This window comes from Pseudonocardia sp. ICBG601 (genome assembly GCF_020496245.1).
In genome coordinates, this window is record NZ_JAHLJA010000042.1 from 25507 (window position 1) to 50346 (window position 24840).

Here is a 24840-nt window from a genome sequence, read left to right on the forward strand (position 1 = left end):
GCAGTTAATGTTCCAGCTTGTGAGTTCCCGGCGCCCTTAGATGAAAGCCGATAGATTTACTGACTGATTGAGGCTTATTCAGGGTGATCATGAAGCGAGGTGCTTCCTCAGGTCAGCGCCTCAACGCAGCAGCCTGTTGAACGTCCCTGAATAAGCCTCATTGCACAGAAAGTCAGGCATCTTGGGATTTAGCTTGGAGGTTTGGTCTGGGTCTTATTGCTGCGCTGGAAGGGTTCTTATTGGGATTACTTGTGGAGCTCCCACGTCGATCCTGAGGATCTAAATGCACTGACAGGCGCGTTGCGCCCTTCCAAGTGATTGGAGTAAGCGCGGCAACTGGAATCACTTGAAGGTAAGCATGAATCGGCGGTGAAATCATAGGGGAGATCACCGATTGAGCTAGCGTCAGCCGTGAGCTCGCGCAACCATCGATCGAGCGAAATTTACTGAGTTTTCGGTGCATTTCTTTTTTTGCGATGCCGGTCCCAGGTGATTATTTTCTGTGGATCCCAGACTGGTTCACCATTTACTTGACCCACTGGCTCGGGGATTATTTTTTTATATTTGTAGGCAATGACGGTTGTGGGGCGAATGTTGAGATAGGCGCCGACTTCTGCGGCGGTCCATGCATTAGCTGTTGAGTCAGGCTTGGCGCTGTTGAGATTTCTGGTGACAGCTCTTGGCCTTTCCTGCTCGTTCCATTTTATTATTCGCTCTGGCGCCCAGAACCAGGATTGCCCGATTCGACCGTCAGGTGCGGGCATCTGCTGTCGTCCGCGGTAGGCGGAGACGGTCCTGAGGTGGACACCGAGGTAGCGGGCTACGTCAGTTGAGGTCCACCAGTTACCAGTCGGATCTGGTCCTGGCTGATCAGGCATCTGGATTCCCTCCTTAGATTTTAGCTTCCATCCTCTCTGGAGGTTATCAATGAGTCGGGTGACCAGGGGCTTTGCACTGGATTGATCTTGAGCGCGTCGCCCCGGAGCGCGTCGCCCCGGAGCGCGTCGCCCCGGAGCGCGTCGCCCCGGAGCGCGTCGCTCTCTGAGGGCTCCTGTCCTGAAACTTTCACTCAGGTCTGTACAAGACGCATAGGCCATGAGTACGATCCGTCTCGTCGGTGTGGCTGCTCGTGGTCGGGAGGTTCGTGGTGGGTGGTTGGCGTGGTGTGGGCCCTGGGGCTGTGGGTGCGTCGAGGGAGGGGGTGTGGCCGACGGGGCTGTTGTCGGTGTCGCGTGCGGTGTTGCTGTCGGTGGTGGTGTTGGCGCCGGAGGCGGCGGCGTGGCAGGGCCTAGTCGGGTTCGCTCGGGGGCCGCTGGGGTTGTCGGGTGGTTGGGAGTTCCTGGTTCCGCTGTTGTTCGGTGCGGCGGCGTTCTATGTGGCCCTGCTAGCGCAGCGGTTTGTGTTGCGTGGTGATTCTGCTGTGGTGGAGCGCGGCTTGACGTGGTTGTATGCGTCGGCGGGTGCGGGGTTTAACTTCTGGTTTGCAGCCTCTTCGGGGCGGGGTTTCGCGTCGGCGGTGTTTTTTGGTGGGGCGTCGTTGTCGGCGGTGTTGTTGTGGGATCGGACGTTGCGGGCGTGGCGTCGTGATCAGTTGCGTGGGGCGGGGTTGTTGGAGCGTCCGTTGCCGCGTTTCCGTGTGTTGCGGTGGGTGTTGGCTCCGGCGACGACGTTTCGGGCGTTTCGTGTTGCTGTGTTGAATGGGGTGTCGTCGCCGGGTGAGGCGTTGGCGGTGTCGCTTTCTGCGGGGGCTTCTTCGGTGTCGGGCTCTTCTGTGTCTGAAGCGGTGCGGGGAGGGATGTCGGAGTCGCCCGCAGGGCAGGAGCTACGGAGCTACGGGTCTGCGGAGGTCCGGCCCACCGTAGCTACGGAGGGCCGGTTGTCGCTGGTGGAGATCGAGAAGTCGAGTGGTCTTGCGCCTGCGGTGCGGGAGGCGTGGCGGATGTTGGGTGTGGGGCCGGGGCAGGCGCCGACGTTGCGGGATGTGGATCGGGTGATCGAGTTTCTGGATGAGCATGGGATCCGGCTGGATCGGAAGTATGGGCGGGAGTTGCGGCTGCGTGCGCTGAAGGAGTTGCGGCGTTCGGGTCCGGTGTCGTTGGTCCCGGCGGTGAATTCCTGATGGTGGCGGTAGTGATCGTGGCGGGGGTGATGGGGGTTCTGGGGTTCGTGGCGGGGTGGGTGTCGGCGGAGAAGGCGAGTGGCCGTGTGGATGTCCGCGCGATGTGGGATGCGCAGGAGCTCCGCCACCGCAACGAAATGCAGGCGTGGTCGACATCGAATTGTGGCGTCGGCTGCGGGGCAGCTGTGTCGGAAGGGCAGGTGCGGGACGTGGGGAAGAACGATTCCAGTGCTGAGGTGACCGGTGTTGAGGAAAGGGAACCGAGCGCTGCGGTATATGAGGCGGCAGCGGATGTCGTCCGTGAGTGTCGTGTTCAGGTGGAAACGGTTCGGGCGGCGCTGAGGGAGGGGACGCTGCGATGACCGAGACGCGGCGGCTGGGTCCTGCCGAGGCGGAACGGCGCGTCCGGGCGGTTGAACGTGCCCGGCTGGCGGTCGGCTGCGAACTGTCGGACCGGCTTGCGGAGCGCGATGCGGTGCATGCGGCGCTGTCCCGGCTGCGGAGTGGTCACCCGGTGGCCGAGGTCGCCGGTCGGGAGTGCCGCGGAGTCGGGCATACGGCCGGTGTGGTGGGGTGCGGGCCGTGCTGGGAGTTAGCGCTGCGCCGCGATGAGGCGGTGGTGGTCGAGTTCGACCTGACCGGGCCGGATATGCGGCCGGACCCGGCTTATGTCGATGAGGTCGCGGTGGAGCGTGCACTGGCTGGTGAGCAGGTCGTTCTCGGGGAGAACGAGAAGGTCGCGGTCCTGGGAGCACTCGCGGAACTCGGTGTTGCGCCGTCGGTGATCGCCGAGCGGCTGGGTGTGCGTTACCGCTGGGTGCAGGCCCGGATCGGGCTGTGCACCGCGGCGGATGAGTGGTCGGGTGTGTCGGAGCTGGTCATGGGCCCCTGGGAGCGGGTGGGGTGGGCAGCATGACGCTCGTACTGGGAATCATGGTCATGGTCGTGCTCGGCGCTGTCATCGGTTGGATGAGTGTTCCGCAGCGCTCGCAGGTGAGCGGGTGGGTGTTGCGGAACGCGTCGGCGCGGCGGTGGTGGCGTCGGGTGTCGCGGCGGGATCGAGCAGCGCTGGCGCGACGCCAGCGCGCGGTGCGCCGGGGCGGTCATGGCGGCTAGCGGCCGGAGTCGTGGGCTGAGGCCGCGTGGTGGCCGGTCGATGCTGGATCGGGTGCTCGTGGCGATCTGCTGGTGGTGCGCCGGGTGGGTGGCTCGGTTCGTGGCGGGTCGGGTGCTGGTCGGGTCGCGGGCCACGGACGCGACGTTTGTCCATCAGGCCCGTCAGATCGATGGCGGCTGGTGGGCCTCGCGGGCGGGGTGGGTGCGGTCGTCGGCGCGGCTGTCACCGCTGCTGGGAGTGGTGGTGTGGGCGGTGTCGCCGGCGGCGGCGCTGCTGCTCGGGGCCGGGGCGCTGTTGCTGAGTGTCGGATGGGGTTTGCAGCGGTGGCGGGAGGCCGCGCATGAGCGGCGGTGGGTGGCGCCGTTGTGGCCTGCGGTGGTCGAGATTCTCGGTGGTGAGGTCGTGGGTGCGCCGCCGCGGTCGTGGATCGTGTTCCCGCTGGACCCGGCGGCTCCGGACGCGGTGATCGAGGTTGGGCTGCCCGACGGCGTGGTGGGTGATGCACGGCGGGCGGCGGCGTTGCGGGAGCTGTTCGGGGAGCGTCTGGAGTTGGGCGCCTGGGTGGAGCAGATCGAGTCGCAGAAGCGCCTGGTGACCTTCTGTCATCGTCCGGTCGATCCGGTGCTGTGGGCGCCGGTCGCGGTCCTGTTCGGGCTGGACCCGGCGGATGACCCGGCGGTGTGGATCGAGATGCCCGTGGATTCGGCTGCGGATGACGCTGTCATTCGGATCGTGTTGCCGGATGAGTGTCCGGATGATGTGAAGCTGACCGAGGCGTTGGTCCGGATCGCTGACCAGCGGTTACCGAAGCGGTGGCGGGCGCAGACCGATCACCAGGGGCGGGTGTGTGTGTTGGTGCGGCGCCATCCTGATTCGGCGCCGCCGCGTCTGGTGGATTTGAGCGCGGGCGCGTTTCCTGAGGTCGATGAGCTCCTGGCTGAGGTCGGTCTCGCTGCCGGTGTCGATCTGGGTGCTGGTTCGGGTGTGGCCGAGGACCTGGCGGGCGGTCTGGTCGATGAGGGATTCGAGGCCGACCTGGTTACCGGTCCTACCGCTGGCTCGGTCTCTGGCTCCGTCGTTGGCGGTGGCGTCGTGGGTTCTCCGGCGGCGGAGGACAGGCAGGTGGTGGGCAATGCGTAGGCATCTGCTCGTGCCGTTCGCGAAGAACGCCCAGCACCTCATCGAGTACTTGCAGCTGACGGGCACGGACACACCGCACACGTTGATCACCGGGGGCACGCAGACGGGGAAGACGACGCTGGGGCGGTTCGTGGCCGCGCTGGCGGCGGCGTGGGGAGCGATCGTGGTGGTGCTGGACCCGAAGTGGCGCTGGAAGAAGATATTCAAGGGCCTTCCGAATGTTGTGGTGTATGACGATCCGGAGGAATGGCACACCGTTATGCTGTCTTTGCGGGAGGAGATGCAGCGCCGCTACATGATCGATCAGGCGTCTGATGGTGACCTTCTCGCCGATGATGGTTTGTTCCCGACAGTGGTGGTGGTAGCGGATGAGTTCGCGTCACTGTTGCTGGAGTCGGATGTGTGGTGGCGTGATCAGGTCGATGTTGATGACCCGAAGGGGAAGGCGAAGAACAAGGGTCCGGCGCCGATCCGGAATATGTGGACATCGCTGCTTTTGCGGGGTGCTGAGGCTCGTATGGTGGCGGTAGGGATTACGCAGCAGGCGAACCGGAATGTGTTCCCGAACGGGACTCAGGATCGGGGGCAGTACGGTCAGCGTATCGGGCTTGGGGTGGATTTGGAGCCGACGTCGTGGACGATGCTGGCTGGACCTGGAGTGGTTCGTCCGCCGGTCCCGCCGCGCCGGCGGGGCGCGGGGGCGTATATCCGGAATGGTGAGGTGGTGCAGATTCAGGCGGTCAAGGCCGATACCGAGCAGTTACGGGCGCTGGCTCGCCGAGGTGTCGCTTTGCTGAGGGCTCACGGTCACCTGGATGCGTCCGGCCGTCTGTCCCTGCACGACCTTCCCGGGGTCCACCTGCCCCGACCTGCGGATATCGGCGCGCCTGTCCGGGACACCCGACCCCCACCGTTTCTTCCTCCGCGGGCTGCGCCGCAGGCGCCTTCGCCGGGCCCGAAGGACCTGGCGCCTGATCACATGCCCTCGGATGGCGGACTCAGTGACGATGCGGTGGACATGCTGCGTGTTATCGGTATCGCAGCAGCGGTGGAATACCTGAACGAGGCGGAGGCGACGAAATATACTGCGGTGAGTTTCGAGAAAGCGCGGCGCCGTCGCCGCATTGAAGGGGAAGAGACGGTCGCGGGGCGGCCGTGCTGGACCCGGCTGGTGTTGCGGCAGTGGCATCGTTCCCGCCCGATCGCGGGCAGAAAGAAGAGCGCGTGATGGGCGAACATCGGGTGTCATCGCATACCCGCCGAACGTCGTCGGGAAAAATTGTTCGAGTAGATCGCTATCAACGATCCAAGCTGGACGGAGTGCGCCTCGGCCGCCGCACTGCGATTGAGGAGCGCCGTAAAGAGCGCCGACAACCGTGGTTTGAACCTCGCAGGGCGGGAAGAAGGTTGCGGCGGGCATGGGACGCAGCGCAGAAACGGAAGAAGACAACTGCGGCGATCCTCGTTCTCGGGGGAGTGGCGGAAATCGTTGGATTCTTTGCAGCGAGAGGGGTAGGGGCGGTCGTGCTGGCGGTCGCGATCGCGCTTACCGCTACGGCTGGGGCGTTACTGGCGGCCAGCGGAGGCACCGCGGCAGCGAGCGCAGAATGCGAGGAGAGCGAGGTCCGAGAGCGGTTCGCGCCCCGAGGAGCCCGAGCCGAACCGCTCGGGCGCCGCCCGCGCCCGGGTCGAGCCGCACCGGGGAAACGGGCAGCGCCCCGACAGGCTCCGGATGGGATCGCGGACAGAGAGGATGAGTAGGTTCGGTAACGTCCGGTGATCGCCCTCGCGCGAGCAGTAACGCTATGAGCAGGATCGCTAGGTTAGCGATGATCATCGAGGTGGCGCTGAGGAACGAGGTCAGGTGAAGTCGCCAGAAGGCCAGGCTGCGGAGTTGTTGCTCCGGCCGGAGAGTGTCTTGGACCGGGTGCGGGGGATTCCCGCGGCGTCGGTGGCGTTGTCGGGGCTGAGAGCGGGGTGGAAGGGAACGGGGGAGGTCGTCCGCCGATCGGCGCGGGGGGTGTATGCGGTGACGGTGAGCCGCCCGGCCCCAGTGGTAGGGAGGGGAGTGGCTCGGTTTGTCTCGGGTCGGCCTCTGTGGGGGCCGCCGCGCACGGACGCGACGTTCTGGCGCGGCGCTCGCCGCCAGGGCGCGGACCTGCCGGGGGAGACCAGCGGATGGTCCTATCTGGCCGGGTGGCGCCGCGCGGTTGTCAGAGTGGCCCTCCTGGCGGTGGTGGTGGCGACAGGGATGCTGGTGGCCCCGCAGGTCACCGTCGTCGTCGGGGCCGTCATTGGAGTACTCGCGGCGGTCTGGGGGGCGTTCGGTGCCTGGGGCGGGGTCGAGCTGCGCGCGCATCGCCGCCGGTTCCTCTGGCCACTGCACCGCGCTTTGGCCGGAGTGCTCGACCCGCCGACGACACACCCGCAGACATGGCTCCACATCCCCCCGGGTTTCAGTCGCGCGCCGGGTCTGACGATGCGGATCGATCTGCCTGCAACCTTCACCGGACTGGAAAGTGTTAAAGATCACGTACGGGAAGTGGTGGTCGCCAAGCTCGGACTTGCCCCCGAGACGGTGTTCTCCTTCCACCTTGCAGGTGACAAGCCCTACGTGACCTTCGTGGAACCGGTCCGTCCGCCCGCGAAGGTCGGGTATGACGACCTCCTGCCGCTGCTCGCGACCTCGGCTGAGACCGCTCCGATCGTGGGACTCGCGGCAGATCGAGTCCCGGTGCCGGTTGACCTGGAAAATGACTCCCCGCACGTGCTGATCTCGTGCGGCAGCGGCGGAGGGAAATCCGTACTCGTCCGGACGATCACCGCTCAAGGACTCGCGAAGGGCGGCTACGGAGTCATATGCGATGTCAAGCGCATCTCGCACATGTGGGCCCGGAACCTCCGAAACTGTGAATACCACCGCACAGCCGAGTCCATCCATGAGCGGCTCCTTTCCCTGCGAGCTGAGGTGGATCGCCGCAACGCGCTAGTCGAGCGTTACGCAGACATTGATGGCAATACCGATCATATCGATGTGGGTCCCCGCATTTGGGTTGCTATCGAGGAAATGAACGCCACGATCGGCCGCCTGTCCAAGTATTGGCGAAGTATTAAAGAGAAAGGCGAGCCGAATACCTCTCCGGCAGTGGAGGCATTGCTTGACATTCTCTTTATGGGGCGCCAGATCAAGGTTCATGTGGTGACGGTTGCGCAGCTGGCGACGGCTCGTACGGTGGGCGGCCCGGAAGCGCGCGAGAATTTTGGTACTCGCTGCTTGGCGCGTTATTCGGTGAATGCGTGGAGGATGCTGTGCCCGGAGGTGTGGCCGATGCCGAAAAAGTCTCGCAGAATGGGTCGCTGGCAGATCGTGACCGGGGGCGCGGCAACCGAGACGCAGGTCGTGTTTCTCACTCCCCGACAGGCTCGGGAATTGGCTCAGATGGGCATTCCGCAGGATTTGAAGACCTCGGTCGACGAGTCGGCGGCGGACTCTCCAGGGTGGTTGTCCCAGGTGTCCCAGGTGTCCCAGGATCGCACTGACCAGGGGAACCAACCTGGGACTGTCCCAGGTTGCCAACCTGGGACAGCCACCCCGCCCTCGCCCGTGTCGCCCCGAAATGATGGCTGCGACGACGAAGAGTACGTGCAGAGAGTGCAGTTGGTCGGACTCCGACAGGCTGTTGATGACGATCTCGTCGAAGGAATGTCGCTGAATAGTTTAAGGAAAGAGTCTCGCCGTGACGAGCATTTCCCGGTCCCGCGTGGCCGCCATGGTCAGATGAATCTGTACCCGGCCGATGAACTGGGGCGCTGGGCTCGGAATCGGAGAACAGTGAAGGAGAGAAATGGGGCTGGTGGATGCCCTGCCGATGGCGCTACTCCTTCTGTAGGTGACTGGGAAGAATGAAACTTCTCGGCCGGGGCCGGGCGGCTCCACTCGGAATGTCGGGGCCGCCGCGCCCCCGGTCGCGGTTAGGGCTTGTGGCGGCCGTGATGGTGTCGACATCGATGCTGTTGGCGGGTTGTGCTGGGCCGATGACCATGGGAGACTTTCGTCGTTCAGACGTTCGCGTCTCGACCGGAGCACTGGTGAGTGCCGAGGCGGCGAGAGAGAAGTTGGCGATGCTCCCCACCAAAGGCCGCGCACCGAAAACTGGATACAGTCGTGAAGCGTTCGGCCAGCGATGGGCCGACACCGACGGGAATGGCTGCGATCAACGTAACGACATCCTCGCGCGCGACCTGAAGAACGTTGTGCACCGGCCGGGCGGGGCGCGGTGTGTGGTGGATTCAGGAGTGCTCGATCCGGACCCTTACACGGGGAAGGTCGTTGAGTTCAAGCGTGGCCGGGACACCTCAGCGGCGGTCCAGATCGATCATGTGGTGTCCTTGTCGGACGCGTGGCAGAGCGGTGCCCAGCAACTCGGTGAGAGGGACCGTGAAAGACTCGCGAACGATCCGGACAATCTTCTCGCGGTGGACGGGCCGACCAACACCAGCAAGGGCGACGGTGACGCCGCGACCTGGCTGCCGCCGCAGAGGTCCGCATGGTGCAACTACGGAACGAGGCAGATCATGATTAAGGAACGCTACACGCTCTGGGTCAAGCCAGCTGAGCGTGCCGCTCTGGCGATGCTCCTCGATGCCTGCCCGATGACTTAGAAAGGGCGAGCCCCCCCCCGTTTTCGCTTTTGACCCGGCGGGAAGGGGGGGGGGCTCGGTGTAACCCGGAGCTCGAAGCGAGCTCCAGCACGAACCAGTGCAGCCAGTGCAGCCAGTGCAGCCCAGCAATGCAATCCAGCAGTGCAATCCAGTTAGTGCATCTCGAACCCGAAAGGGGATCGCCCGTGCAACGGTACACGCTAGGTCTTGACGGAGGAAGTCGCCCCGTAGGTGAGTCCCACTGCGGGTGGTCACTGGCAGCTGTGACCTGGGGTGTTGCTGGCCTGGAGGGTGAGGCGCGATGAGCGCGTCGGCGTTTGATCCGGGGGGTTTGGCTCGTCGTGATGCGACTGAGGATCCCCGGGCATCCCTGGCGCGGCTCGTCGCAGCGCTGGAGCACGCCGGAGTGTGGCACCGGGTCCGGGGCGATGAGGTGTCGTTCCGGTGCCCGCTGCCGGACCACGATGATTCGAACGCGTCGGGTGGGGCTCGATGGTTCGCTGCGGATGGCCACCACTCGGTGGGCCGCATTGCGATGCGGTGTCGCGCGTGTGGCCAGGAGCGGAACTCTGAGTTGTTGAGTGCGCTCGGCCTGACCATGACGGATTTGTTCGATGACAAGCCCCGCCGCCCGGGCCAGCCCCGGCCGCAGCGTCGACCTGGCTCCTCGAGTAAGGCCGCGCGTGACGCGAGCACCCTCATCAAACCGGTGAAGACGACGCCGCGACCATCGCGTGGGCCGACGAGATCGACGAACTACGACTTCGAAGATGGGTCAGGGCAGGTTGTCGCTCGGTTGACTCGGTTCGATCCGGTCGATGCCTCATCAGGTGAGCGCAAGGGCTTCAACTGGCAGCACTGGGACGGTGCTAGCGGTAGCTGGGCCTCGGGGAAGCCCCCGGGAGGAGTGTCGCTGTACCGACTGTCGGAGGTGAAGGCGGCGGTCGCGGCGGGTGCCCGGATCTGGCTGGTGGAGGGCTGCAAGAACGCTGATCAGCTCGGTGCGGTACTTCCGCGGGGGGAAGTAGCGACAACACCCCCGGACGGAGGCGCTTCCTGGCGCGATGAGTACGCCGAGGTTCTGGCGGGGGCAGCGGTCACGGTGGTCGCTGACCGGGATGGGCCTGGTTACCGGCATGCTGCTCGGGTGGCGACTTCTCTGCGGCGTGCTGGAGTGGTGTTGCGGCTAGTCCGCACACCGTTGAACGAGGAGCATGCCGACGCTTCAGATCACCTCGACGCAGGTCTAGGGCTAGAAGAGTTCGAAGAGGTCCCGGCGGCGCTGCTGAGGCTGCCTGTCGAATCTGGGTTGGCTGTCTCCGATGGTGGAGGCGCGGCGGAAGAGGTCGAATTGAGCGGTGTTGCTTCGGCACGCGTAGCGGACTTGGACGAGAAGCGGCAGGATCACGGCTTCGGCCTTGGTGCGGAGAAGAAGCGGAAGCTGTCTGCCGCGCAGGCGTTGGTGAAGCTGGCGCTGGAGCGTTGGGAGCCGATCTGTTCTAAGGGGGGCGAGTCGTATCTGATCCCCCGTGAAGGGCCTCGGATCGCGCGCCTGCTCCGAGAGGGCTCCCCCCTGTTCTCAGCGGAACTGGCGGCGCTGTACTACGAGCAGTCCGGGCGGGTCGCTGGTCATTACGCCCTCATTGACTGCTTATTGATCTTGCAGGGGATCGCTGAGCGGGGTCCCCGGGTGCGCTTGCACCGCCGGGTCGCCCGGTACGATGACGGCCTGGTGCTTGATCTGGGCGATGAGACCGGTCGGGCCGTAGTGATCACCTCCGCAGGATGGGAGGTCCGGGCGGTGTCGCCGGTGCTGTTCTGGCGAACTCCTGAGACAGAGACTCTCCCGGTCCCGGTCCGGGGCGGAGATGTGTCCGAGCTGTGGTCACTGGTTCATGTTGACCCTGCTGACCGGGGTCTGGCTGAGGCGGAGCTGGTGTTCCGTTACTTCGCTGATGTCTCTCACCCGATCCTGTCGTTGTCCGGTGAGGCGGGGGCGGGGAAGACCACGGCTGCCGTGACCCTGGCGTCGCTCATCGATCCGGCCCCGGTGATATCGCAGCCGAAGGACATCCGTGACTGGGCAGTCCGTGTGAGCCAGTCCTACAGCCCGGTACTGGATAACTTGCGTGGGCTGACGGAGTGGCAGTCCGATGCGTTATGCATGGCAGTGACTGGAGGGGAGATCTCGTTCCGCACGCTCCATACGAACCGAGGGGTCACGTCGTTCGGGGGGCAGCAGTGCGTCACTTTGACCTCGGTGGACTTGGGCGCGCAGGCTGCGGACCTGGTCACCCGAATGCTGCCGATCAGACTGAACAGGTTCCGTGGCGGCCGTATCGGCGAAGATGCTCACCGAGAGGCTCGGGAAGAGGTTCTCCCTCGGCTGCTGGGTGCTGTGCTGGACCGGGTATCTGGGGTGCTGGGGGTCTTGCCGCGGGTGCGGTCGATGCCGCTGGACCTGCCGCGGTTGTCAGAGTTCGCCCAGGCGTGTAAGGCGCTTGACGTTCTTGACGCTGATGCTGGTCTTCCGGCGGCGGATCGGTTCGGTGCCTATGCCCGTCTGCTGGACGATCAGGCGGGCGATATCGCAGACGAAGACGAAGTGGCTGCCGCGGTGACGGTATTTATGGCCGACCGGGTCAAGGCGGGTCAAGGGGCTTGGGAAGGACGTCCTTCTGACCTGCATGTAGTGTTGACGCCCGGGGCTTTCCGGTCCCGGTACTGGCCTGCGACGGCCGCGGCGTTCAGCAAGCGTCTGTATGGGGTGCTGGGTCCGCTGCGTGCAGCCGGTATCGAGGTAGTAAGAGGCGAAGGCCGCAGCGCTTCCCGTCGTCAGGTGACCATCCGTTGCATCCCGCAGCCAGGGGTCAGCGATTCCGGAGTCATCGAGGTGCCCGCTACTGAGGATGTAGAGCAGCCTTCCCCTGCTGGGGTGCCGTCGCGCCACGAACCTGCCCCGACCGCGGAGGAACTGCCCCTGATGGGTGCTGACTGCGACACGTGTAAGCGCCCGGGCCCGGCGTGCGGGCCGGTCACGGTCGCCGATGAGGCTTTACCGTGTGTTCTGTGCGGCGAGCCGACGGCGGTGCGTGCCCCATGCAGAACTCCGCGGCACGCACACTGCACGCCACGAGAGGACGATGACGTAACGACCCCGGACCCGCTACCGGTGACCCATGAGGTTGCCGAAGCGGGACCCCGGGGGGCTCCGACTACACCTGCTGCGCCTGGAACAGCCTCCGGATCGCCGGTTCCCAGGGCCTCGGACACTCCTGCACCGTCACCGTCTGCTGACCGTCGCCGTTCAGGGCGCAGCGACCGCCGGGGACTTCACCTGTATGGAGTCTTGTGCGGTGAAGGCTTCACGATCGTTGCTGATCGGCGGGCCGGGCCGACTGAGCCATGGGACGGAGACCGGCCTTCTTCCCTGCGGGCAGCTGTGTCTTTCGCGCGGAAGCTGAACTGCGAAGCTCTGTGGATTCACACCAGTGCCCTGGAGAGCCTCGGGCTCGACCCGGAGACACGACCGGAAGGCGTGGACGGCTGGAGCGTTGACGGCCGGGGTGAACCGGACCAGCTGGAAGTAGCGATCCCGGAGTGGATGATAGGAACAGGATCGTGGACTGACCCACAGACGGGTCGTGAGCTAGCCGCAGCCCTGGCGGAGTATGAAGCCGCGATCGGGATGCGTTTCCGGGCAGGCCCAGCCGCAACAGCGATGGGGCTACTCGGGATGCTGCACAAGAGGACCGGGGCTGCTGAGCTGACACCGCCGTCCTGGCATCCACCGAGAGAAGTCACCAACAGCGAAAGAGAATTGCTCTGGGCTCGCCCATTGACAGAGCAGGAACGATCGGCCCGCTGGATCATCGGAGTGGACAAACACGGGGCCTACCCAGGCTGCATGTCTGACCTGCGCCTGGGGCTCGGCGACCCGATCCGACATGAAGAGTCAGCCTACGACCCGAAAACCCCTGGGATGCACCGGATCACTGGCGCAGCACCGCCGGAAGGCAGAGACCCGCTCCTCCCCGACGCGCTCATCGGTGTCGCCCGAGGAGGAGAGTGGCGTTCAACAGAGACAATCACCTACGCCCTCTCACAGGGGGTGTCTGTGAATATCGGCGAGTCCGTGACCTGGGAGAATCCAAGCTTTCCGCTACGTAGCTACGTAGCTAGATTCCGAGAGGGTCGCCGAGGACTGAGGTCGCGAACCGGGGAGCTGGGGGCAAAGGTCGCCCTGGGAGTACTGAAGGAGACCTACGCAGCAACAGGCGGCGCGCTTGCTCCACATTTGAGTGCAGATGCCGAGGTGGCTGCTCAGCAGGCCCGCAATCCGCTTTATCGCCCCCACTGGGCAGGGTCGCTCATCTCCCGGGCCAGGGTTGATGTGCTGCGAAATTTGGACAAGATTGAGGCGCGACCGTTCGCAGCGAATGTAGATGAAGTCTTTTTCGCAACGGACGATCCTAGCCCGGACGCTCTGGGCTTGCGAATTGGGGACGAATGGGGGCAGTGGTCGGTGAAGACGTCGCCGCTACCGATGGATGCGGTTATCGAAGCGATAGATTCGTGTTGTCGTTCTGGTCGTGCGCCGCAGCCTGCACCGCTATTGAAGCGTGTTCGTGAGATTCGGGATGGCCGGCGTTGACGACCGGGGGTGTTCGGCGAGTTGTTGAAGGCGTTGTCGGCTTTGGTTCGTGGGCCGAGGTGAAGGCTGCGCTGGGTTCTACTCGCGCCGTGGCTGAAGCGGCCGGAGTGAGTCAGAGATCAGTGCAGCGTTGGATCGCAGCAGAGGAGGGGAAGCCGGTGCAATCACGCCGGGCCTCTGCCGGACGAATAGAGAAGGTGCGATGGCGCTGCGCGCTGCAGAACATCGCGGCTGGAGTCGGGGTGCCTCGGTATCAGTTCTCGGGCGAGCTGGACATGCAGTCAGGGGGGCATCGAGGTCGGGGAGGGCGCCGTAGGGCTCAGCATCGCGACACGGGCGGCTGGGTGACGATGGATCCCGATGGGGCGAGAGACTGGGCGCAGATGGAGCTGGACTCTCTTGATGGCGTGCCTGGTGAGAGAGATGAGGAGATGCTCGGTGCGGCATTGTTTGGCCCGGATAGTGGATATTCGATTCCCCCTTCCGGGGGATGGCCTCGGCCTGTGTCTGGAGATCTGGCAATCTCTTTCTAGAGGTCGATACTGTTATCGACAAAACGACAGTAGGCGGTTCGGTCGCACGACTGGTCTGTGATTGGAATCCCTTACTGATTTCCGGTGTAGGTGCCTCGGCAATGCACACCCCAAGGCCCATCCTGCACGCATGTGTAATCGTAAGCGCCGAGCTTGAATGACTCTCCGCTGTAGACCTCGTAGTTGCCCCGGCGGTCCCCGCCGATATTAGCGAAAGTGAAAGTGAAGCCGTAAGGGACTTCGATGAAGTCCGCGTCGCAGGTGTAGAGGTCGGAGTTGTCTCCGGGTCGGAGGTATTTAGTCTGCTGCCCGCCGGTTTCGCCATCGAATGTGAATTTGAACTGGGTGTCGGAGTTGTTCTGGATTCTTCCGGGGAACTCGCAGCGTTCAGTGGCGCTGGCGGGAGTTGCTGCGGCAACCTGACCGAGCTGCCCCAGAGCCAAGGCCGCCAGCAGGGAAGCTGCAGCGCAAGCAATTCGTTTCATCTAGGGGGACCTTGCCTCTCAGTCGGGGCTCAGCAGCTCTGCATGGTTGCTGTCGTTACGTGACGGCAGCAGAGGGTGTCGAGCACTCGGGGGAACGACTCGGGGAACAGCCAGGAGAATATCCGGTTCAGACCTGGCGAGAGTGAACTATCCGTGAAATATGAGGGGCGCGCAGAGTGAGGTGTTCTCACTAGCTTGTTGATCATGTTGTTCGGTTGTGCTCGGTGTGGAGCAGGACCAACGCTGCTGCGGTGATCGCGCCGATCCGTTGTGGGCACAGGCTGAGGTGTCTCAACGCTCGGAAGGTGTTCTTGAGCAGGGCGTTTCCTCGTTCAGCGATCGCTCGGGTCGCGGAGTGCAGCATGTTGACCGTGGGCTGGTCCGGGCAGAGCCGGGCCGAGCCAGGTAGTCCACGGTCGACGCCGCGCCGCCGAGCACACCCCATGGCTAGCGCGGACAGGCGTGCCGCCCGGCGCTGGTGGCGACCCGCGGCCGTATGACCAGCCGATCGCGATGATGACCACGTTCTCAGGACACTACGTAGCTACTGAGTAAATAGGAACGTTCCTACGTAGGAACGTGGATACGTAGCATGATGTCCCTTTTCTTGCTGGTCGCAGCGCTTGTTCGCTAGTCGCAGGCCTCAACTGGAGTGTGGCGCAGCACTACCGTTGGCATCCGCGTTGCGTACCGGCTGGAGGCTGCTCGCCTTGCGCGATTTGCCCGATTTGCGAACCTCGTGTACTCTCCATAACGATAACCGTGAAGCCAACACATGGAGGACTCAATGTCCACGATCGTGCAGATGATGACCCAGGATGCCAACTGGACCAAGTGGCTCGCAGCGAACGGTGCAGCGTCCGAGGGCTGCGTCTCGATTGACGGCTGCGTCTCGATTCCCGGGGGCTTATTCACAAGGGAGTAATTCTGTTGATCTGCGGAAGCCGTCACCGGCGATTTTGTCTCGATACCGGCACGGCGGTGTGTCGCGCTTGAAGTGCAACAGCCCTTGCCGGTTTGTTCGGTGTTCCCAGGCATCGAACGAGGATCGGCGAAGAGCTGTTGCGATTCAAAGCTATGACAGGGTTGGACGATAGACAACTCACCGATCTGGTGGTGAGAGTACACGCCCGATGCGGCGGCAAGTTCGTTTCTGCAGGTAGGCCTGTTGCGTTGGGCTTGTTCCGGTCAGTGGCCATGGTGGTGACGCTGATGCGCAAGAACGTGACCCAGGACTTCGCGGGCGCGATCTTCGGGGTCAGCCAGTCCACGGTCAGTCGCCGCTGGGACCTGCTGCGCCCGGTGATCGGCGAGGTCCTCGCCGACGTCGTGCCCGACCCGCGGGAGGTCCTCGGAGGCGGAACAGTGCTGGTCGATGGCACCGTGTGCCCGACGTGGGACTGGAACGCAGTGTCCGACCTGTTCTCGGTCAAGGCCGGCTACTCGGGCATGAACCTGCAGATCGCCGCCACCCTCGACGGAGTCCTCGTCGCGGTCGGCGAAGTCCCGATTCACGGCGCCCGCCACGACGCACATGCCTACGCCGCATCCCAGGGCCCCGGCAAAGTCGTTAGATGATCTTGTGGCGAGCCGTGACAAGCGGCGCAGCTGCGCCGCCGCTCGGCGCTATAGCTGGTCCCGGGCAGGTGCAGCGCGGCAATCAGAAGGCCGCGTGGGGCGACTACCGCCGCCTATCGCGACTTTGCCGGGGCCCTGCGCCGCATCCGGGCTGGCGGAGCGTCTGCGCGATCTCCCGTCCGTCGCCGACCTCGGCTACATCGGCGTCGAGGGCATCAACACGGTCCCGCACAAGCGATCCCCCGGTATCGACCTCGACCCCAGCCAAGTCGAGTTCAACACCGCCCTCGGCAGAATCCGCGCAGCCGTCGAACACGCCATCGCGCACCTCAAAACATGGCGCATGCTCAGCGAAGAAGGTGGCCGATACCGCTACCCCATCAGCAAATACGAAAGCACAGTTGCGGCAATCGTAGGCCTCTACTTCTTTGCGGCTTATGAATAAGCCTCCCGATTGCATCTCGGTCAACTGAATTCCGAGGACCGTGGCGGCGCCCTGAGCGCGCCGCCACGGTTGCAGCCGCCGCGCGCTCAAAGCGTGTTTGAGAAGCGGGTATCGAGAGCTGCACCGAGGTCGGAGTAACAGCCCCTGTACAAGCTTCCGCAGGTGGATTAAACGGATTTCCAGCATTGTTCGGCCAAGGACTCCATGACGTGTCGGAACGGCGAGGTTCGTCGTTACGGCTGGTTAACGCTGCCTACACGTCGCAAGTCATCCCCGGAACGTCGACCCTCGGTCGTCGCTCCGGATTTATCCGTGGGGAGGACGTCAACAATGAACAGGAAGCAGCCCGCCCTGAAGCCTCCCCAGACAGGCTCTCAGCTTCGCCCGATGGAATTAAAATTCCTCGATGCTGTTTGCGATGTACCTTTCTATCGTGACAAAATCGTCGATGGACAAGCGCCGATCATCACCAAAAGCGAAGTCGCGAAAGATTTCCCTGAATCCTTCATGAGCGCGGCGACTGCATCGGCGCTCGATACAGGTGCGGCCCAAATAGTATTCAGCACCGGAACTAATCATGCACGAATGGCATTGATTCGGCCGCCGCTGTTTCTACTCAAAAGCTACTACTCCATCTGGGAAGCGCATCCAGTGATCGGCGAGAGTTTTCGCCGGGGAATACCCCGAGTGTCGATAACTACACGCCTCGCAACTGACCATGTAATAAGAGTCAACTCTGAAGCTGGTTCAAACGAACACCGTTCAAGCCGATGGCTCGACTCGCGAACACTGTACATCAACCGTGTCCTCGACCCAGCCGATTGGACCAATGCTGACGTCGCAAAAATGGTCGAAGAGATCACTCAAGCTCGACAGACTGTCGGCGGCTATCACCTCGATTGTTCGGCGAACCACTTGGCGCACCTTCTCTTGCGTGCATACATCCCAGCTCCTGACAGTATCGTCAACGCCTACGAAATGATGCCGGCGAACACGCGGAGATTTATCGAACACAGATTGAACAGGTCAGTCGTGGACCTGTTCGGCAGCACTGAACTCGGCTACATGTTTTACAGCGATAACTCTCCGAGTTACGTTCCTTACCTCGAAGACATGGATGTAGAGCTAGCCCCTATAGCCGGAAGCCGGGGGGTTTATACCCTGGTCATCTCTTCGATCCGCAATCGTTTCATGCCATTGATTCGATACCGAACAGGTGATTGCGTACTTACCGAGGACGGAACAGCGGACCCTAGCAGGATTGTGAAATTTGTTGGCCGCGAACCGGAACTCCTTTCCGGCCCTGGCGTGCTAACCGCGCATGGCGAGCTCGATGAAATAGTCGCTGATCACGCCCCGGCAGTGTTCCTATACAGGCTCGGCGTGACCGATAGGGAAGCCCAGCTCGCTTACACCACATTCTCCGGTGACCCCTTGTCGAGCGAAGTCTCGCTTAAGCTAAGCGCGGCCTTGTCGGAACTCACGGGCCTCCCAGTAACGACAGAGCATCGTTATCGAATAGACATAGGAAAGTCTGGAAAGTACCGGTGGTTATGTGATGAACGCACAGATATCGCCCCCTGACGATGTGCTGTTTCTGGGGGATCTCCACCAAGAGACAGTCACCTACACCCAACATCACAATCAGGTGTCTGCCGAAACGGCTGTAGGCCAGACGCGGGAAGCCTTCCGCTACCTCTATCTAGTCTCCACGTTTCGCGAGGAACTGGCGGGGCTATTTCTACCAGTGATCCAAGACGTAGATGAGGTGTGGCACTACTGGATCCTGCAAACCCGCGAATATGCCGAGTTCTGCGAACGACTCCCCGGTTCATTCTTTATTCATCACCGCAGCATCGGGTACTCCGAGTTCAGTACGGAACCGACGCGCGAGGAACTCGCTGAACAGGCACTCAGATGGATTCCGCTTTATACGCGCTGTTTCGGCGTGATAGATGAAACCACGGCCGATTGTTGGAAGATCGTCAAGTTCTTGATCGATGTCACGGGTCTGCCACCGGGCCAGATTGCGGAGTTGTGCGGCGCAGACGAGGTAGATACCTCGGTGTCTGGTTGATCCGCCTTCGGCGCTGGTGTGGGGGCCGTTCAGAGGAAATTGCCGTGAACGAAGACCAAAAGCCGCCCAGACTAAGTTCCGCCGGACTGGCAGCCGTACTACTGGCAGCGTTGTTGCCGATGGCAGATTCGTTCATCGTCAACGTCGCGCTCGCCGAGATCGATGCAGAGCTCAATCCCGGCCCGGGCTCACTTGAGCTTATTGTGGCCGGCTACGTCGTAGCCTTCACTGTACTGCTGGTCCTCTGCGGACGACTTGGTGACATTTATGGGCGCAAGCGAGTCCTTATGATCGGCCTGACGCTGTTCACCCTTGCGTCACTGCTCTGCGCCACAGCTCCCACGACTCAAGCACTCATTGCGGCTCGTGTAGCGCAAGGAGCTACAGCGGCGATGATTCCACCGCAGGTACTCGGCACCATCGCGACAGCGGTCGAGGAAGAACACCGACCACGGGCAATGAGTCTGTTTGCAGTAGTAAGTGGACTAGCTGCCGTGATCGGGCTGGTACTCGGCGGAGTGCTCGTACACGCAGATCTACTGGGCACATCGTGGAGACCGATCTTCCTAATCAACCTACCGATCGGCATCGTCGCCATAGCCCTGGTGCTTCGATACACACCTGAGACACTTTCGCCGCACCCCCTCCATATTGACCTCCGCGGTACCGCCCTTCTAAGTTCGCTAATCCTGACACTTCTCATTGCCCTCAATCGCGGCAGCTGGTTATTCCTATTGCTCCTGGCCATCCCTCCCCTAGCTCTAATGCTATGGCGCATAGAGAAGAAGGAACCATCACCGCTCCTCCCCCCGGAGGTGCTCACAGACTCACGTGTCCGCCGCGGTCTGATACTCATTATTCCGTTCCTAGCAGTGTGGGCCGGTTATCTGTTCGCGCTACCTTTAGCGTTGCAGCAGGGCTTCGGGCTCAGCCCCATCGAGGCCGCCGGCATCATTGCTCCGATGCCGATCACCTTCATTCTGGGCTCATTGACGGTGCCTTTTCTTCGAAGCAGGAATGGTGACAATACCTTTTCGTTGGGCTTGATAATTCAGGCGGTAGGCGTCGCGTGGCTGATCATCTCACTGACACTCGGTGCGCCGATCCAAAATCTTTTACCTGGAGTATCGCTCATAGGGCTCGGCCAAGCACTTGCAATCGGATCATCGCAAATATCTATCATCGGAGCAATGCCCAAAGGTCATGCCGGCACAGGCGGCGGTGTCCTCGTCACGACGCAACAAGGATCAATGGCCATCGGAATTACGGTAATAGGCGGACTATTCACCACAGGGATGCTGAGCAGTGGACACCCCACCGCTTTCACCGCAATTCTAATCATCCAAATGGTGACCTTGCTCGTGATCGCCGCCGCCAGCACTCAAGCAGGACCGTTCCTGGTGAGTGAGCGGGAGTGAGTCTAGGGCTCATCCGGGTGCTCTGCCGCCCGGGCTGCCTCCCCTAGACCGCCAGGTCCAGCGGTAGGTCGCTGATGTCGCGCAGTCGCTTTCCGTTCACCAGGATGCCGAGCATGGACTCGGCCTCGTCGTTGCCGCTTGCCTTGACGGCCTTCGTCAGTTCGGGCAGGGCGAAGTGGTACACCGTGTCCACATCTCCGGTGCCGAGCGCCAGCGACGCAAGACGGGACGGGGTGGGCTCGGCAGTCACCACGACGATGTGCGGTGTGCGGCCCTTGCGGTTCCGGATCATGTTCAGCGCCTCTGACCGGGCGTTCTGGGCCCGGTCAGACCGCAGCGTCCACTTGCAGGATGCGATGGCGTGGACGATTGCGCGCTCCTGATTGGCGCTGCGGATCACGGCGTGCCGGGCCGTGTCGCTGTCAACGACCAGTGCGTCGCGGTTGATCGCCTCGTCCGGCTCCGGCTCGCGCAGGACGAGCACGTCGGGGCTGATCTCGTAGGAGTTGCCGAGCACGGAGGCAAGGGTCGGGTTCTGCTCGATGGCCGTCGCGAGGTCGTCCAGATGTGTGTAGGGCTCGTACCGGGCGATCTGGTACTCAGCTCGTGAGCCGCCGACGTTCTCTATGCGCCAGTTGCCTGGCCGGATGGTCCCGAGACCGGGGAACGTGGCACCGAGGAACTCCTGCACCGCCTGCTCGAAGAGGTGCCCGGTGCGCTGCCCGTCGAGTTTCTTCGGCATCACCTGCGCGCCGATGCCGCTGGCGATGCTCAGCGCGATTGCCTTGCTCGTCTTCTGGCTGCCGTCAGCGTTGGAGGCTACGCCGTCTGCGGAAAGTGAGAGCGTGCTGTCGTCAACCAGGCGCTGGTGGAAGGCTCTCCGGGCACTGCTGATCAGTGCGGTCATGCCACAACCTGGAGCCCGGGCCTTGCTCCGAGGATGGTTGCCTTGATCTGCTCGCCCACGGCCTTGGCCACGGGCGGCGGGAAGGCGTTGCCGACCTGCCGGTAGGCGTTGGTCTTGCGCCCCGTGATGTGCCACTCAGGCGGGAACCCCTGGATACGTGCAGCCATCTCGACGGTCAGACGAGGCAGGCCGGTGAAGCCCGGGGCCGGTGCCTCCTCAGCAAGCGTCTTGCCGTTCACGCCCAGTGACTCCCACGCACGGCGGGCTCGTGTCGGGCCAAGGTCAGGACCACCGTGCTTCTTGGAGCCGCCGACGAGAGTGGGGGCGATGGTGTTCGCCTGCGCCGCCCACTCGTCCGCACCTTCCCAGCCGTTGGCAGCCATGAGGTCTCGTAGTGCCTCGCCAACCGTTGGTGCCGTCGCCTCGGGGGCAGGCACCGGCCACTCGAACGGACGCCCAAGATCCTTCCGGACTGCAACGAAGATCACGCGGGGACGCAGTTGCGAAACCCCGAAGTCAGAAGCGTTCAGCAGACGCCAGTCCGGCTCGTAGCCCAGGTCCTTTAGTTGCTGCTCAACCCCGGAGCGGTAGGTCTGGAACACGATGTCGAGGAGCCCCCGGACGTTCTCCAGCATAACCGCCTTGGGCCGGAGCGCGTCCACCAGTTCGATGGCACGCGGGAACAGATCGCGCTCGTCATCGGCTCCCAGTTGCCGTCCGGCCTTGGAGAATGGGGGGCATGGAACGCCGCCCGCCAGCAGGTCCACGCCCTCGTGCCCGATGGGGTCCCACGCAAGCAGGTCCTGCTCGATGACGTTCCACTCCGGGCGGTTGGCGCGCAAGGTGCCACATGCGTGCCGGTCGATCTCGACGACGGCACGGTGATCGAACCCTGCCTGCTCTAGACCAAGGGCCTGTCCACCGGCTCCGGTGCAGATTTCGACTGATGTCAGCAATGATCCTCCTGGGCCTCGGTTGAGCGTATCCCCCCGGCCGCGCTGCGCCTCGTAGGCGCGGCCACCTGCTCCGTCGACGGGCTCCTGATCCTGCAGGTCGGCGGGCTTCTGGTCGCCGCTGGTGTCCTCACCGCCGGTGTCGCCATGATCGCCGCACCGGTCGCGGCCGCCATGGTCGCGTTGGTAGCCACCGCAGCGGTCGCCCACCACGCCTACCGCGCCATCCAGACTCACCGCACCGAGACTCACCGCCCGGGCTGAACCCAGCAACTCGGCGCAGGCCGCGGTGAGGTCGTGGGGCGAGCAATCGTCAAGACCTGTGGATGAAGATCTTTTAGGCGGCTTCGGTGTGGGTGTGGGCGTCGGGTCGTTCGACGAGGCGGCCGGCGTCGAATCGGGCTCCGGCTCGGACGAGCAGGGCCCCGGCAAAGTCGCTAGATGATCTTGTAGGTGGTCAGTGGTCGATGGGGGTCGCGGGCGTGGTGGCGGAGTGCTGCGGCGATGTTGCTGACGCCGTGCAGGCGTAGCGCGGTGATCGCGAGGTTCCGCAACGCCGACATGACCTGCGGGGCGTGACCGGTGTGGGCGGTGGCGCGGTCTTCGTCGAAGCAGACATCACGGACCCAGTGCAGGCGATTCTCGATCGACCAGTGCCCACGGATCCAGCGGGCGAGCAGTCCTGGATCGGCGTCGGTGCTGGTCAGGCTGGTGATCGCGTAGGCGGTCTCGGTTCTCCACTTCCCGCCAGGCCGCAGTGGGCGACGCCGGCGCACCAGCTTGATCGCCTGGGATGCGTGGGGGAAGAACTCTGCGCCCAGGTCGGGACAGGGGTGCAGGCTGACCACGCTGATCGTGCGGGTCTCGACGCGGCCGTGCCCACGCCCGCGTTGACGATCAGCGACGCCGATCTGGGTCCAGGGCAGCGCCCGTACCCGTGCCAGCAGCGTGGGCTGGTTCGCTTTGATCGTCATCAGGTAGTGCCCGCCGCGGCGGTGTAGGTAGTCGGCGTGGGCTCGCTGGGTGTGCAGAGCGTCCGCGGTGACCAGTACATCGTCGAGGTCGAGGGGGTCGAGCAGCGCGGTGAACGCGGTGATCTCGCTGCCCTTCTCTGCGACCTGAACCTGGCCGAGCACGCCACCGCTGGTCTGGTCGAGCACCGACACCAGATGCGGGAGCCAGACCCTGCCGTCGGCGGCACGGACGCGGGCGCCGCGCAGGGTCTTGCCGTCCAAGGCCAGCACGCGACGCTGTTCTCGCCGGGGTGTGCCCTCCGGGGCCGGCTGGGCGCTGAGCTGGGGCAACACCCAGGACCGCAACGCCGCCTCCAGCGCCGAGGCGTCGACCCGTTGCAGGACCCGGCGGATGGTCGACTCGTGCGGAGCGACCGCGCCCACCCCGAGCACGTCCAGCACGGCGCGGCCGACGTCATGGGCGTACTCGGCGATCGCGGTGAACGACCGGGCCCCCGCCAACACCGCGCACGCCCCCAGTAGCAACACCGCGAGGACACCGTGGCGGACACCGCGTGGTTTCCGCGGGTCCGGCACTCGCGACAGGGCCTCCACCAGCGACAACCCCGCCGCCTCACCGACCGGCGCGGCTCTCCCCGCGTCAGGACCGACCTCCAGGCCTTCCAGAGCAGCAACGATCGGAGACACTGACACTGCGGACACAGGCTTCCTGACGTGAGCAAGGATTCGACACCCTCATGATCACGCCAAGCCTGTGTCCGCACCCACCCCCACCCCCCACATCACCGCAGCTCAGGACCCACCCATCACGACTTTGCCGGGGCCCTGCTCGGACGAGGGCGACCAGGTGCGGTCCGTTCACGGCGCGCCATCGGTTCTGGGCGGCCTCGATGAGCTTGAACGCCATCGCCAGTCCGGCCGCGCGTGACCCGGGCGGGCGCTATCAGCGCCTGAGCCCCGTCGGCAGGCGGAGTCTCGGGCTCGGCTCTGGAACTCAGCGTTCCGGCGCCCAGCCGCTCGGTCCGCCCGCTCCCGCTTCTTTCCTCCGCGGGCTTCGTGGGTGAGCACCAGGAGCCGTGACCATAAACATCAGACTGGTGCAACGAACAAGCACCATGGCCAGCAGAAAAAGAGATATACCACTACGCATCTACGTTCTTGTTTCCTCAGTAGCTACGTAGTAGCATGGGGCATGGCCATCCTTGCGATCGGCGAGCTGGCTCTCGCCTCGCCTCGCCTCGCCTCGCCTCGCCTCGCCTCGCCTCGCCTCGCCTCGCCTCGCCTCGCCTCGCCTCGCCTCGCTCGCGCTCCTGCTCTGCAACTAGGGATTCTTGGGGTGATTCTGGAGTGACCCCTTAGAATTGAGGAGTAGGATTGGCGGCTTTTGGTCGTAAATGAGCAGAAAGGGTGGCGATGTCGGTTTTGCGAAGAGGTGGGGTGCTGCGATCGAGTTCTTGTCTGCGAAGAAAGCTACTTGGACGTTTAAAAATTAGGCGACCGATTGGCCATTTATCTCAGCATCTACGTAGCTACTGAGATAAATGCTACGTAGATACTGATGTACGTAGCATATGCGATGAAGTACCGACTACTCCATACTAGTCCAGTAGCTACGTAATACCCTAATGGATAAAAAGCAGCTTGACCAGCAGATTAAGGCGCCCGAAGGGCGATCTTAGTGATATTATAGCTCAGTAGCTACGCATTAACTGCTACGTAGCTACTGAGCTACGTAGCTACGGGGCGTCCGAAGGGCGTCCCGCGTGGGCCGAAGGCCG

The 24840-nt window shown here is 63.6% G+C and carries 19 protein-coding genes; 13 read left to right on the forward strand and 6 right to left on the reverse strand.

Translation table 11 applies throughout. The features are described from left to right. The first annotated feature begins 1201 nt into the window (after positions 1-1201). From KPL57_RS66550 to KPL57_RS15490, 7 genes are all read left to right on the forward strand, one after another. Positions 1202-2119, forward strand: a complete 918-nt coding sequence (locus KPL57_RS66550) for a DUF2637 domain-containing protein (protein ID WP_308252887.1) — start codon at positions 1202-1204, stop codon at positions 2117-2119. After that, positions 2119-2481, forward strand: coding sequence for a hypothetical protein (locus tag KPL57_RS15465; protein WP_226352164.1), 363 nt, complete (start codon positions 2119-2121; stop codon positions 2479-2481). The genes KPL57_RS66550 and KPL57_RS15465 overlap by 1 nt, the downstream gene beginning before the upstream one ends. Beyond that, positions 2478-3035 carry a hypothetical protein gene (locus tag KPL57_RS15470; protein WP_226352147.1) on the forward strand — a complete coding sequence of 186 codons (558 nt, stop codon included), beginning with the start codon at positions 2478-2480 and terminating at the stop codon, positions 3033-3035. The genes KPL57_RS15465 and KPL57_RS15470 overlap by 4 nt, the downstream gene beginning before the upstream one ends. Before the next feature lie 252 nt (positions 3036-3287). Beyond that, on the forward strand, positions 3288-4376 hold the full coding sequence (locus KPL57_RS15475; RefSeq protein ID WP_226352148.1) for a hypothetical protein: 1089 nt from the start codon (positions 3288-3290) through the stop codon (positions 4374-4376). Between the two features lie 10 nt (positions 4377-4386). Next, on the forward strand, positions 4387-5604 hold the full coding sequence (locus tag KPL57_RS15480; RefSeq protein ID WP_308252888.1) for a hypothetical protein: 1218 nt from the start codon (positions 4387-4389) through the stop codon (positions 5602-5604). 990 nt (positions 5605-6594) lie between these two features. After that, positions 6595-8283 carry a DUF308 domain-containing protein gene (locus tag KPL57_RS15485; RefSeq protein WP_226352150.1) on the forward strand — a complete coding sequence of 563 codons (1689 nt, stop codon included), beginning with the start codon at positions 6595-6597 and terminating at the stop codon, positions 8281-8283. A 128-nt stretch (positions 8284-8411) separates the two neighbouring features. Next, on the forward strand, positions 8412-9038 hold the full coding sequence (locus KPL57_RS15490) for an HNH endonuclease family protein (protein ID WP_226352151.1): 627 nt from the start codon (positions 8412-8414) through the stop codon (positions 9036-9038). Positions 9039-11511: 2473 nt separating this feature from the next. Here KPL57_RS15490 and KPL57_RS15495 read toward each other — a convergent pair. Beyond that, positions 11512-11694, reverse strand: coding sequence for a hypothetical protein (locus KPL57_RS15495; RefSeq protein WP_226352152.1), 183 nt, complete (start codon positions 11692-11694; stop codon positions 11512-11514). A 1251-nt stretch (positions 11695-12945) separates the two neighbouring features. Between KPL57_RS15495 and KPL57_RS15500 the strand changes: the two genes are divergently transcribed. Then, positions 12946-13692 carry a hypothetical protein gene (locus tag KPL57_RS15500; RefSeq protein ID WP_226352153.1) on the forward strand — a complete coding sequence of 249 codons (747 nt, stop codon included), beginning with the start codon at positions 12946-12948 and terminating at the stop codon, positions 13690-13692. A gap of 604 nt (positions 13693-14296) precedes the next feature. Here KPL57_RS15500 and KPL57_RS15505 read toward each other — a convergent pair. Continuing rightward, positions 14297-14710, reverse strand: a complete 414-nt coding sequence (locus KPL57_RS15505) for a hypothetical protein (RefSeq protein ID WP_226352154.1) — start codon at positions 14708-14710, stop codon at positions 14297-14299. A gap of 202 nt (positions 14711-14912) precedes the next feature. Beyond that, positions 14913-15242 carry a transposase family protein gene (locus KPL57_RS72205; protein ID WP_374203730.1) on the reverse strand — a complete coding sequence of 110 codons (330 nt, stop codon included), beginning with the start codon at positions 15240-15242 and terminating at the stop codon, positions 14913-14915. Positions 15243-15907: 665 nt separating this feature from the next. Here KPL57_RS72205 and KPL57_RS15515 point away from each other — a divergent pair. From KPL57_RS15515 to KPL57_RS15535, 5 genes are all read left to right on the forward strand, one after another. Beyond that, positions 15908-16288, forward strand: coding sequence for a transposase family protein (locus KPL57_RS15515; protein ID WP_226352155.1), 381 nt, complete (start codon positions 15908-15910; stop codon positions 16286-16288). A gap of 124 nt (positions 16289-16412) precedes the next feature. After that, the gene (locus tag KPL57_RS15520) at positions 16413-16733 is read left to right on the forward strand and encodes a transposase family protein (RefSeq protein WP_226352156.1); all 321 of its coding nucleotides are present in this window, start codon (positions 16413-16415) and stop codon (positions 16731-16733) included. A gap of 330 nt (positions 16734-17063) precedes the next feature. Next, positions 17064-18317, forward strand: a complete 1254-nt coding sequence (locus KPL57_RS15525) for a hypothetical protein (protein ID WP_226352157.1) — start codon at positions 17064-17066, stop codon at positions 18315-18317. Continuing rightward, positions 18289-18810: a hypothetical protein gene (locus tag KPL57_RS15530; protein WP_374203729.1), complete on the forward strand. Its 522-nt coding sequence runs from the start codon at positions 18289-18291 to the stop codon at positions 18808-18810. Before KPL57_RS15525 ends, KPL57_RS15530 begins: the two co-directional genes overlap by 29 nt. A gap of 44 nt (positions 18811-18854) precedes the next feature. Further along, the gene (locus KPL57_RS15535) at positions 18855-20228 is read left to right on the forward strand and encodes an MFS transporter (protein ID WP_226352158.1); all 1374 of its coding nucleotides are present in this window, start codon (positions 18855-18857) and stop codon (positions 20226-20228) included. A gap of 43 nt (positions 20229-20271) precedes the next feature. Here KPL57_RS15535 and KPL57_RS15540 read toward each other — a convergent pair whose 3' ends face one another. From KPL57_RS15540 to KPL57_RS15550, 3 genes are all read right to left on the reverse strand, one after another. Continuing rightward, positions 20272-21135 carry an NgoMIV family type II restriction endonuclease gene (locus KPL57_RS15540; RefSeq protein ID WP_226352159.1) on the reverse strand — a complete coding sequence of 288 codons (864 nt, stop codon included), beginning with the start codon at positions 21133-21135 and terminating at the stop codon, positions 20272-20274. Beyond that, positions 21132-22325 (reverse strand): DNA cytosine methyltransferase, encoded by a 1194-nt coding sequence (locus tag KPL57_RS15545; RefSeq protein ID WP_226352160.1) that lies wholly within the window; start codon positions 22323-22325, stop codon positions 21132-21134. The genes KPL57_RS15540 and KPL57_RS15545 overlap by 4 nt, the downstream gene beginning before the upstream one ends. Positions 22326-22525: 200 nt before the next feature. Next, positions 22526-23749, reverse strand: a complete 1224-nt coding sequence (locus KPL57_RS15550; RefSeq protein WP_226352161.1) for an ISAs1 family transposase — start codon at positions 23747-23749, stop codon at positions 22526-22528. Positions 23750-24840: the final 1091 nt, after the last annotated feature.